This window comes from Leadbetterella sp. DM7, from assembly GCF_040829825.2.
Taxonomy (GTDB): Bacteria; Bacteroidota; Bacteroidia; order Cytophagales; family Spirosomataceae; genus Leadbetterella.
This window is the reverse complement of sequence record NZ_JBFOLH020000002.1, coordinates 411,104-422,151: the sequence shown is the minus strand read 5'-3', so window position 1 is coordinate 422,151 and position 11,048 is coordinate 411,104. Positions and strand designations below refer to the sequence as shown.

Genomic DNA, 11,048 nt, shown 5'->3' with positions numbered 1-11,048 from the left:
CGCTAAAGTGACGATAACGACGCTCTGAAACACTTCTCGTAAACCCTGATGAAATCTTTCCCATTGTTATACCAATTTTAAGTTTGTTCCTCCCTTAAAATCGGTCAACTTATTTCAGGCACTGACAAGTTGGCCCTCACTCGGAACTCTTAACTCTCAACTCTCCACTCATAACTCTCACTTCCTCCACTTTTTATACGTATTGATCAAGTTATTGGTAGAGCTGTCGTGCGAGGTGACCGCTGCATCATCCTGTAATTCAGGGTAAATCCTGTTGGCCAGCTGCTTGCCCAGTTCCACGCCCCATTGATCAAAGGAAAAGATATTCCAGATGATGCCCTGTACAAATATCTTGTGCTCATAGATAGCAATCAGGCTGCCCAGGACCTTCGGGGTAAGCTTTTTAAACAGGAAAGAGTTGGTAGGCCGGTTGCCTTCAAATACTTTGAAAGGCACCAGGAAATCAATTTCTTCCTGTGTTTTTCCTGCCTTAACCAGTTCTGCACGTGCCTCTTCTTCTGATTTTCCGTTCATCAGGGCCTCGGTTTGTGCAAAGAAGTTGGCCAGCAGCATTTTGTGGTGCTCGCCGATAGGGTTGTGGCTGATGGCCGGTGCCAGGAAGTCGCAGGGGATCAGCTTGGTGCCCTGGTGGATCAGCTGGTAAAAAGCGTGCTGTCCGTTGGTGCCGGGTTCTCCCCAGATCACCGGACCGGTCTGGTAGCTGATATCTTCACCGCTACGGTTGACGCTTTTGCCGTTGGATTCCATATCGCCCTGCTGGAAATACGCCGCAAAACGGTGCATGTACTGATCGTAAGGTAGAATGGCGTGCGATTGGGCATTGTAAAAGTTATTGTACCATATGCCCAGCAAACCCAGGATCACCGGGATATTCTTCCGGAACGTGCTGTGCCGGAAATGCAGGTCAATCTCATGCGCCCCGGTCAGCAGCTGCTCAAAATTACCGAAACCGATATAGCAGGCAATAGAAAGGCCGATGGCGCTCCATAGCGAGTACCTGCCGCCTACCCAGTCCCAGAATTCAAACATGTTGCGGGTGTCAATCCCGAAGCCGGCCACTCCTTTGGCATTGGTGGATATGGCTACAAAATGCTTCTTGATATGTTCTTCTTCACCGGCTGTTTCGAGAAACCAGCTGCGGGCCGAATGCGCATTAGCCATGGTTTCCTGGGTGGTGAAGGTCTTCGAGGCGATCATGAAGAGGGTGGTTTGCGGATTGACCTTCTTAAGCGTCTCCGCAATGTGCGTTCCGTCTACATTAGATACAAAATGTACGTTCAGCCCTTTTTTACCGTAGGGTTTCAGGGCTTCAGTGACCATGACCGGCCCCAGGTCAGAGCCACCGATGCCGATGTTCACAATATCGGTGATCTTTTTACCGGTATACCCTTTCCATTCGCCCGAACGGATGCTTTCCGAGAATTCTTTCATCTGGTTGAGCACCCGGTTCACTTCGGGCATTACATCTTTCCCGTCTACCATAACGGGCTCATTGCTGCGGTTGCGCAGGGCCGTATGCAGCACGGCGCGGTTTTCGGTAGCGTTGATGACCTCACCGGCAAACATTTTATTAATGGCTTCGCTCAGCCCGCACTCGTTGGCCAGGTCGATCAGGTAGGAGAGGGTCCGGCCGTTGATCCGGTTTTTGGAGAAATCTACCAGGATGTCCTGGAAACGGAGCGTATATTTGGACGCCCTTTTCGGGTCTGCTTCAAACAGGGCCTTCAGGGGGATCTTTGAAATGGTTTTATGATGGCTTTTCAGTTTCCTGTAAGCCGTAGTCTGGTCAAATTTTACAGATGCAAGCATAAAATCGCAGGTTTATTTAAACAAGTATTTCTGGAATTTATGGTAAGAACCATAAAAAACATTAAGATCTACATTCTCTTTGATACCCGGAACACGGCCGCCGTCGCTTAGCTGCCACATGATCATATTCCGGATGTCGTATACAGAAGGGTCGTACACGGAGTAGTCGGCCAGCCAGATATCATAACCTTCTATGCGGTCTTTGATGTATTTGTTGTAAATCTGGTGGTTGGTATAAATCACGGGCCGTTTACCGGTTTGCTCTTCCACTACCTGCAGCCACCTGTGTGCATTTTCACCCAGGTATTGGCGTTCAGCCGCATTGCGCCCGTCGTTTTCGAAGTCCAGTACGGGTACAAAGTCGCCTGCTTCATGCTTTACGGTAGAGAGGTAATTGATGGCCTGGATATCGGGATCGGTAAAGGCGGTAAAGAAGTGATAGGCCCCGCGGATCATCCCGTGCTCACGGGCCGCATCCCAGTTGATCCGGAAAAGCGGGTCTACCAGGTCACCGCCCTCAGTGGCTTTTATCACGGCAAAGTAAAGCGACTGGTCAACCAGCTTGTGTTCTTTCACCAGGTCCCAGGCAATTTCCCCGTTGTGCCTCGAAATATCAATACCATGAATGAGGGGTTCGGAAGGAAGCCGGTATTTCCCCTTTTCCCGGTAGGGGGCATCGTGACCGTCACTGACGAAGATCGGGAACATAACGATCATCGCAACCAGTGTAACCGAGTAGCCTGTCAGGAGGTTCCGTCTCAGTATCTTCTTGAAATTCATTTGATTTAGGAAAGAAACGTAACACAAATGTAATTATTTCAAATGAAAATGTTGTGTCAGACAAAAATTAATGCTAATGTTATGTAAAAATAAGAAAATTTCAGGCAAAGAGCGGTTTTGCAAGGCCGTGCCGCGCCTTACTGACTCAGAACTTCTTGATACCTGCGAAATAGCCATGAGCTATCAGCTTTCAGAGATTCGGCACACCAACCGTCCGATGAATAAGCGGTCCGCCGCTGCGGCTGACGGCTGATAGCTGAAGGATCAAAGCTTAAAATTTATACAGATGAAAAAAATACTGTTTCCTGTTTTGCTGCTGTTCATAACAGTAGCCGCCGTTCAGGCTCAAAAATATTCAGCGGGCCCGCAGGTGCTCAGCTTTCATTCGCTGGTTGACGGCACAGACCAGCCTTACGGGCTTTACCTGCCCCGTAACTTTGATGAAAATAAGGCTTACCCGTTTGTAGTGATGCTGCACGGTGCGGGTTCCAACCACCGCCTGGCGCTTCGCCGCGTATTTGGCCGAAGCAATGCCGCGGGCGAAAACGATGTAGACGCCAGCCTGTATTTCCCGCAGTGGGACGATGTGCCCTACATTGTGGCCACGCCCCTGGCCCGGGGTACCATGGGTTACCAGGGAGTAGCCGAAAAAGATGTATGGGATATGATTGCCGATGTAAAAAGGCGGTTTAAAACCGACGAGAACCGCACCTACCTCACCGGTCTCTCGATGGGTGGAGGCGGAACCCTGTGGATAGGCCTTACCCGGCCCGATTTCTGGGCCGCCATAGCACCGGTATGCCCCGCACCGCCTGAAGGCACGGAGATCTATCTGCCTAATGCGGCCCAGCTGCCCACCCGCTTCTCGCAGGGTGGTGCTGACCCGGTGGTGCCCCCGGCTTCGGTGGATAAATGGGTGGAAGGCTTCAAAAAGACCGGTACGCATGTAGAGTACGAGGTGTACCCGGGTGTGGGCCATGACAGCTGGGTAAAAGCCTATGCCGATGGCCGGATTTTTAAGTGGTTTGACCAGTACAAACGGGATCCTGATCCGAAAAAAGTGACCTTTGCTACCGGGCAGATGAAATATTCAAAATCTTTCTGGGTAGAAGTATTGGCGCTGTTGCCCGGCAAAACAGGCCGCATAGAGGCAGAGATCAAAGGCAACAATTCGGTGAATGTGGTGACTGAAAACCTGGAGGCCTTCCGGATTTTACCCTCGCGCCATCTGAAAACAGGAGCCGACCTGACCCTGACCGTAAACGGGAAGAAACGGATGCTCAAAAATTTCAAAGGCACAGAAACCGTGCTGGTGGCAGATAAGGGGGCGGCAACAGAGGTGCCTGCGTTTACCCGCAGCGGCCGCCAGGCCGGTCCTATGACCGAAGTAACCTCTGACCGGCACATCTACGTCTACGGAACGCTTGATTCTCCTGACCGCGATGAAACAGACCGGAGAAGGAAGATAGCCGAAGCTGCCGCCGACTGGAGCTATTACCGGGGCGAGTTCCTGGGCCGGGTAATGGTGTTTCCGAGAGTGCTGGCCGACCGCGAGCTAACGCCCAACGATTACGATAACTCGAACCTGGTGCTGTTCGGTACGGAAAAAACCAACTCGGCCATTGCCCGGTATGCTGACAAGCTGCCCTTTAAATTTTCAGGCGATACCACCGGGCTCCTGGCTTATATCTTCCCTACCGAAAAGAACCTGCTGCTGATCAACTCAGGCCTGCCTTACTGGCAGCTGGCCGACATTCTGAAAGGAGATCCCCACCTGAGAATTCTGCGGAATCCTTCGCGGGCGGCTGTGCTTTCGGGATACGGCGACTGGGTATATTACCGCAATGGCAAAGTGATCTCCGGTTACTTCGGCAATCGCTGGGAGATCCGGCCGGAAGACAGATCCGCCCTGGAAGCAGCAGGCCTGTTGAAGTAGGCGACTTTAAAACAGGCCGCCTACCCATTCACTGACCAGGTCGGGCCGCAGGAACAGATAAATGATGGTAAAGCTGAAATAAGAGAGAACAAGAGTGATCAGCAGGTCATAAGAAAACCCGGTATTTTTAGACAGAGGGTCGCGCACGATCATCATGTATACCGGCCGGAGATAATAATAAAGGGCTATGGCCGCATTGAACAGGCCAAACACCAGCAGGCCGTATAACAGGTAGCCGGGGGTGGCTGAGGCCGCATCGGCCAGCGAGCTGAACACCAACAGCTTGGCTAAAAAGCCTATAGTTGGGGGGAAGCCCACCAGTGAGATCAGGATAGCAATGGCATTGAGGGCCAGGAGCGGGTATTTTTTACCTAAGCCGCCCATAGACGGGATATCCAGGGTCTGGCCTTTCTTTTGGATAAAATCAGCCAGGAAAAACGAACCCATGGTCATGGGCAGGTACGCCACAAGATAGAAGAATGTTCCGTATACGTCGCTGTTATTGCCGGTGATCAGGCCGGTCAGGATGAAGCCCGAGTGGGCAATGCCTGAATACCCGAGCATGCGCTTGAAGTCGTTCTGCCAGATAGCGGCTGAATTGCCTACCGTCAGCGATAAAACAATGATCAGCGCCAGCGTATAATTCAGATCAGTGAAATCAGCGCTTACCATGCGGGAAATGAACACAAACCCGGCGGCTTTAGGGGCAAAAGACAGAAACGAAATAACAGGGGTAGACGTGGTTTCGTAGACATCCGGTACCCATTGATGAAACGGAGCGGCGGCAATTTTGAAAAGGAAACCGCCCAGCACCATAAACGCAATGATGCTTACAGGGCCCGTAGGGTTAAGCGCCACGCTTTCGGCAAACTGGGAGCTGCTGAAATTCAGGCTGTGGCTGATACCGTAAAACAGCGAGATTCCGAACAGCATAAGCGCCGTTGCCGTGGCACCGAAAATAAGGTATTTGATGCCCGCTTCGAAGTTCTTTTTGGCTTTCCCGGAAGCAGCCAGCACGTAAGATGCCAGCGAGATCAGCTCCAGGGAGACGTAGGCGGTCATAAAATGGGTGGTCATGCTTAAAAAGCTGATCCCGAAAAGAACAAACAAAACAAGCACATATACTTCTCCTGCCGGCTTATAGGAGAAAAGCCGGGCGTGTACCATGAAAATAATGGCAGCAATACCGCATAGCTGCTTGATAAGCAGGGCCTTTTTGTCGAGATGGAGCAACCCCTGGTACAGGTCGCGGCCTTCGGCGGTCATCTGGGGAACAGAGATCATGAGGCTGTACAGGTACAGGAGAACCGTAAGTCCGAACAGGTAAAAGGTGGATTTGTTTCCTTCGCGGGTAACCGACAGGGCCAGGCAGGTGGCAAGAATACCCACAAACAGGACCCATTCCGGCAGAATATGGGTGGAGCTGTAAAATATTTCTTCTAAAATGCTCATTTCAGGATCTCTGTCAGGCTGGAATTAATGTAGCGGATCACCAGGTTAGGCCACACGCCGGTTAAGATGGTCATAACGGCCAGTGATCCGAGCATAAATATTTCAGTTTTGGTCAGGTCTTTCAGGAGTGTCCGGTACTCGTCGCGGGTGTGGAACTCGCCGAAGAACATGCGCTGGAACGTCAGCAGGAAATAAATGGCCGACAGCACGATCCCCACAATGCCCAGCAAAGGAATGATTTTGGGCAGGTGCTCTGACTGAAACCCGCCGTGCAGGGTAAGAAACTCACCGATGAACCCCGATAACGAAGGCAGCCCCAGTGAGCCGAAGAATGCCACGGCCACCATAAGGGTATATACCGGCATTTTTTTGGCCAGTCCCCGGAAAGAGCTGATGTTCCGGTCGTGGGTTCTTTCATAAATGACGCCGGCGGTCAGAAACAGCATTGACGACAGTATGCCGTGGCTGAACATCTGGAAAACCGCCCCGTTAAAGCCTATGCTGTTAAAGGCTGAAATGCCGATAAACACAAAACCCATGTGGGATACCGAAGAATAGGCGATCATCTTTTTCAGATCGGTCTGGTTCAGGGCGTTCAGGGCACCGTAAATGATAGACACGAGGCCCAGTGCACCGATAAGCACGGCATATTTTTCAGCGACATCGGGAAGAACCTGGTACGCTACGCGGATAATACCGTATCCGCCGATCTTCAGCAGGATACCGGCCAGGATAACCGAAACGGGGGTAGGCGCTTCCACGTGGGCGTCAGGCAGCCAGGTATGGAAGGGAACCACCGGCATTTTGATCCCGAAACCGATCAGCAGCAATAAAAACATACAGTCGCGGGCGGGCAGACCCCATATCAGCACCGGGTTTTTAATGCTGAGAATAGACGAATCAAGCAGGTTGGTGTTGTCTTTCAGGGTCCGGAAATCGAAACTGTATACCAGCCGGGCGTATTCGCTGGTAAAAAACTCGTCCTGGTGAGAAATGGCCATACAGATCATCACCACCAGGATGAGCACCGAACCGGCAAAGGTATAAATAAAGAATTTTAACGAAGCATAAGCCCGGTTTTCACCGCCCCATATACCGATCAGGAAGTACATGGGCAGCAGCATGAATTCGAAGAAAACAAAGAAAAGGAAAAAGTCTACAGCCAGGAAACAGCCGAAAACCGAAGCCGTCAGCAGCAGGAACAGGCTGAAATAGGTTTTTTCACGGTAGGTGATGCCGAAAGAAGCCACAGCAGCCACCAGGAACACGATGCTGCTGAGCATGACCAGCGATACCGAGAGGCCGTCGACTCCCAGGATATAATCAACAGACAGGATAGATTTGGAGCCCAGAGCCAGCCGGAACCATTCGGAATGCTCAATGAACTGGTACTCCGGGTTGACACGGTCAAACAGGCCAAGCACGGTAGTCACATTGATCAGCAGCAGGATTTGCGTAATGAGGCATATCCACTTGTAAAAGTTTTTATAAGCCCGTGGAAGGATAAGAATCAGCAGCGACCCCACCAGGGGCAGAAGTATTAAAGAACTGAGTATTCCTGACTCCATATTATAGCATGATTAGAATGAATACCAGGGCTGCGAAGGCAGCCATCAATCCCAGCAGGTAGAGTTGAATGTTGCCTTTGCCCCATTTTCTTATTTTGTTCCCGAGTGCCCGGATCAGGGTGAAAAATCCCATTACCGAAGCATCAATAACGTCTTTTTCCATTCTGCCGGCCATTCTGGCAAAATAGAGGGTGCTTTTTCCTAATTTCACTACGGCGGCGTCTATCCACCGGGTTTCTATATAGCTGACCGGCTTCAGGATGTTCTTTTCACCGGTAAATATCTTCCTGAACAGGCGTTCATACAGATCATCCATATAAAACTGGCGCCGGGCCAGCCGGGAAAAACGGGCATGGGGATCAGGTTCTTTGAAATAATACCGCCTGATCTCCTCCAGCGTATTGTTGTAGCTGATCAGGAGCGCCGACAGGATGATAAAGCTCACCAGCCAGGGCAGCCAGTCGTACATTTCCCGGATTCCGCCGAATTCGGTGAAAAACCAGACCTCCTTTGCGTGAAGCGGGTTAGACGAATAAAAGAACCAGAGCGAGCAGAAGGCCAGCCCCAGTGTGGCGGTATCGTAAATGCTCAGGTTCCGGATAAACTGGATCACCCGGTCTTCGCCCGAGCCTTTGTTGTCGCCCGTCAGCAATTCCTTAAACGATTTCAACGCACCGTCTACCGTTTTTTTGGTGGTATCCAGCAAAATTTCTACAGGACTGTCTTCCCGCTGAAAGAAAACCATCACCACCATCCGCACCACGTAACAGGTGGTCAGGAAAGACGTAAGTGTCAGCAGAACCGGCACAAGAAGCTTGTGATCGGCTGGCTGCAGCCCGTAGATCCAGGCTGCGTTCAGGATCGATTCCTTGGAGAGGTAGCCACCGGAAAGCGGTAAGCCGATCAATGCGCCCGAACAGATCAGGAAAGCGGCAAAAACGGCCGGCATTTTCCGGATAAGATCGCCCATTTTCCGCATGTCCTGCTCGTGGTGCAGGTAGGAGATCACGGCCCCGGCACAAAGGAAAAGGCCTGCTTTAAAAAAAGCATGGGTGGTCAGGTGAAAGAGGGAAGCGGCCGTTTCGCCCATGCCCATGCCGGCCACCATAAAGCCGAGCTGTGAAATGGTAGAAAACGCCAGAACTTTTTTGATGTCGTATTGATAAAGGGCCGACAACCCCGCCAGGGCACTGGTCAGGGCACCGGTAAGGCTGATGACAAAGCCGGCTTCAGGGGTGATCACCGGGGCTATCCGGCCCAGCAGGAATATCCCGGCCACGACCATGGTGGCCGCGTGAATGAGCGCGGAGGCGGGCGTAGGCCCTTCCATGGCGTCGGGCAGCCAGACCTGCAGCGGCAGCTGGGCCGACTTGGCCATTACGCCTCCGAAGAGCAGCAGCACCGCCACGGTTTGCAGCTGGTGGGCGTTCAGGTAGAGGTAATTTCGTTCTACCAGGGCAGAATGGGCAAAGTCGTCAAAACGGAAAGTGCCGTAGAGGTAATAAACCAGGAAAATGCCGGCCAGGAAAAAAGCGTCACCAATGCGGTTGAGCAAAAATGCTTTTATAGCGGCTGCATTGGCGGTTTTGCGGGTATACCAGAAGCCAATCAGCAGGTAAGAGCAGAAACCCACCAGCTCCCAGAAGAAATACAGCTGGAGGAGGTTTCCGGCCAGCACCAGGCCCAGCATGGAGAACACAAACAGGTTCAGGTAGGCAAAGAAGCGGTTGACCCCGGGGTCATCGCTCATGTATTTCAGGGAGAAAAGATTGACAAAGCAGGCAATGATCTGCACCAGGAACAGCATAAAGCGGGTCTGGACATTGATCAGCAGGATAAAATGAATGGGCTTTTCACCAATGGGGATCCAGTCGTAAGTGAGAATAACCGTGCCGGGGTTATTCACCAGCAGGCTGGAAGTTACAATGACCCCGAGTATGCTGATGACAAGCGATATGCCGCCTGCAGTTTTGACAAACACCGTATTATTGAGACTTAAAAAAAATATAAATCCCAGCAGATAAATCTGTAAATTAAAAAATACGAGTGATTCCGGGTTCATCCCTGTGGTTTTCTGAAGGCAAATCTAGTTATATTAAATTTAAATAACATCACTTTTATCCCGGCAATCGTGGTTAAAGCCTTTTTAACGCCAGCTCAGAAACCGTATCGCCTATGGCCAGCGAAGAGGTAGCGGCAGGAGAAGGGGCATTGCACACATTGATGGCCTGCGGGTTTTCAAGAATGGCGAAATCGTCGAGGAGGCCCCCGTCATAATCGCAGGCCTGCGCACGCACGCCGGCTCCGCCGGGTACCAGGTCTTCCTTACGGAGCTCAGGAATGAGCGCCTGAAGGGCGGTAGTAAAAGCCGACTTGGAGAAAGACCGGTAATATTCACCCATACCGGTTTTCCAGTACCTTGCGGCTACTTTCCGGAAACCCGGCCAGGCCAGGGTATCTTTCAGCTCCCCGAAATTGAAATCGGTTTTACGGTACCCCTCTCTTTTGAAGGCCAGCACGGCATTGGGGCCGGCTTCAATACCACCGCCAATCATGCGGGTGAAATGCACCCCCAGGAACGGGAAGTTGGGGTCGGGCACCGGGTAGATCAGGTGCCTGACCAGGTATTGCTTTTCGGGTTTGATCTCGTAATATTCGCCCCGGAAGGGGATGATCCTGACCTTTATTTCTTCTTTTTCTGTAAACTGGGCCACTTTATCGGAGTAAAGCCCGGCGCAGTTGATCACGAGGGTGGTGTCGTAGCTTCCCTTGTCGGTCACTACGTTCGATACCCCCTGCCGTTCGGAAACGGAGGAAACTTTCTCTCCCAGCCGGATCTCGCCGCCTTTTTCCCGGATAAGATCGGCGTATTTTTCGGCTACCTGCCTGTAATTGATAATGCCGGTTTGTGGTACCTTAATGCCTTTGACGCCGGCTACATGGGGTTCTGTTTCCCGCAATTGCTCCGGTGAAAGAATCTCCAGCCCGGTGAGCCCGTTCTGCAGGCCGCGGTCGTACAGGTTTTGCATGAGCGGAACCTGCCCGGCGGTAGTAGCTACTACAATTTTTCCGCAGATCTCGTGCTCAATGCCGTATTTTTGGCAAAAATCAAGCAGCTTATGATAGCCGTCAATGCAGTTCCGGGCCTTGAGGCTTCCCGGCTTGTAGTACAGGCCGGAGTGGATCACACCGCTGTTATGGCCCGTCTGGTGAGCGGCCACCGAGCTTTCCTTTTCAATAAGTAACAGGCGGATCTGCGGCTTTTTCTCCAGAAGGTTCAGAGCGGTAGCCAGGCCAACTATGCCTCCGCCAATAATAACGGTATCGTATCGCATTCAGCAAAATAAAAGCGTAAAGCTAAAGCGATAGCGGCAGGATCGCAAATTTCAGGGGCGATTTCATATTTCTGCAACAATATACCCTAAATGTGGTATTGCGCGTTGCCGCAGATTGCCGGAACTTTGTTGAAAGATGATCTACCC

7 protein-coding genes are annotated in these 11,048 nt (G+C 51.6%); 1 reads left to right on the top strand and 6 read right to left on the bottom strand.

Annotation, left to right across the window (positions count from 1 at the left end):
- Positions 1-177 precede the first annotated feature (177 nt).
- Positions 178-1,830, bottom strand: coding sequence for a glucose-6-phosphate isomerase (gene pgi / locus AB2U10_RS03710; RefSeq protein WP_367914249.1), 1,653 nt, complete (start codon positions 1,828-1,830; stop codon positions 178-180).
- Positions 1,831-1,842: 12 nt separating this feature from the next.
- The gene (locus AB2U10_RS03705; RefSeq protein WP_367914248.1) at positions 1,843-2,610 is read right to left on the bottom strand and encodes a glycoside hydrolase family 25 protein; all 768 of its coding nucleotides are present in this window, start codon (positions 2,608-2,610) and stop codon (positions 1,843-1,845) included.
- Between the two features lie 286 nt (positions 2,611-2,896).
- Between AB2U10_RS03705 and AB2U10_RS03700 the strand changes: the two genes are divergently transcribed.
- Positions 2,897-4,546, top strand: coding sequence for a carboxylesterase family protein (locus AB2U10_RS03700; RefSeq protein ID WP_367914247.1), 1,650 nt, complete (start codon positions 2,897-2,899; stop codon positions 4,544-4,546).
- Positions 4,547-4,552: 6 nt separating this feature from the next.
- Here the strand turns inward: AB2U10_RS03700 and AB2U10_RS03695 are convergent, their stop codons facing one another.
- The 4 genes from AB2U10_RS03695 to lhgO form a co-directional block, all read right to left on the bottom strand.
- Entirely contained in the window at positions 4,553-5,998 is a 1,446-nt protein-coding gene (locus AB2U10_RS03695) for an NADH-quinone oxidoreductase subunit N (protein WP_367914246.1), read from the bottom strand.
- Positions 5,995-7,566: a complex I subunit 4 family protein gene (locus AB2U10_RS03690; protein ID WP_367914245.1), complete on the bottom strand. Its 1,572-nt coding sequence runs from the start codon at positions 7,564-7,566 to the stop codon at positions 5,995-5,997. Before AB2U10_RS03690 ends, AB2U10_RS03695 begins: the two co-directional genes overlap by 4 nt.
- A 1-nt stretch (position 7,567) precedes the next feature.
- On the bottom strand, positions 7,568-9,628 hold the full coding sequence (locus tag AB2U10_RS03685; protein WP_367914244.1) for an NADH-quinone oxidoreductase subunit 5 family protein: 2,061 nt from the start codon (positions 9,626-9,628) through the stop codon (positions 7,568-7,570).
- Between the two features lie 73 nt (positions 9,629-9,701).
- Positions 9,702-10,901 carry an L-2-hydroxyglutarate oxidase gene (lhgO, locus tag AB2U10_RS03680; protein ID WP_367914243.1) on the bottom strand — a complete coding sequence of 400 codons (1,200 nt, stop codon included), beginning with the start codon at positions 10,899-10,901 and terminating at the stop codon, positions 9,702-9,704.
- Between the last annotated feature and the right edge of the window lie 147 nt (positions 10,902-11,048).

Excerpts from the sequence above, each read along its gene's own strand:
- AB2U10_RS03690 (WP_367914245.1), bottom strand. The coding sequence starts at position 7,566 with ATGGAGTCAGGAATACTCAGTTCTTTAATACTTCTGCCCCTGGTGGGG.
- lhgO (WP_367914243.1), bottom strand. The coding sequence starts at position 10,901 with ATGCGATACGATACCGTTATTATTGGCGGAGGCATAGTTGGCCTGGCT.
- AB2U10_RS03695 (WP_367914246.1), bottom strand. The coding sequence starts at position 5,998 with ATGAGCATTTTAGAAGAAATATTTTACAGCTCCACCCATATTCTGCCG.
- AB2U10_RS03705 (WP_367914248.1), bottom strand. The coding sequence starts at position 2,610 with ATGAATTTCAAGAAGATACTGAGACGGAACCTCCTGACAGGCTACTCG.
- AB2U10_RS03685 (WP_367914244.1), bottom strand. The coding sequence starts at position 9,628 with ATGAACCCGGAATCACTCGTATTTTTTAATTTACAGATTTATCTGCTG.
- pgi (WP_367914249.1), bottom strand. The coding sequence starts at position 1,830 with ATGCTTGCATCTGTAAAATTTGACCAGACTACGGCTTACAGGAAACTG.
- AB2U10_RS03700 (WP_367914247.1), top strand. The coding sequence starts at position 2,897 with ATGAAAAAAATACTGTTTCCTGTTTTGCTGCTGTTCATAACAGTAGCC.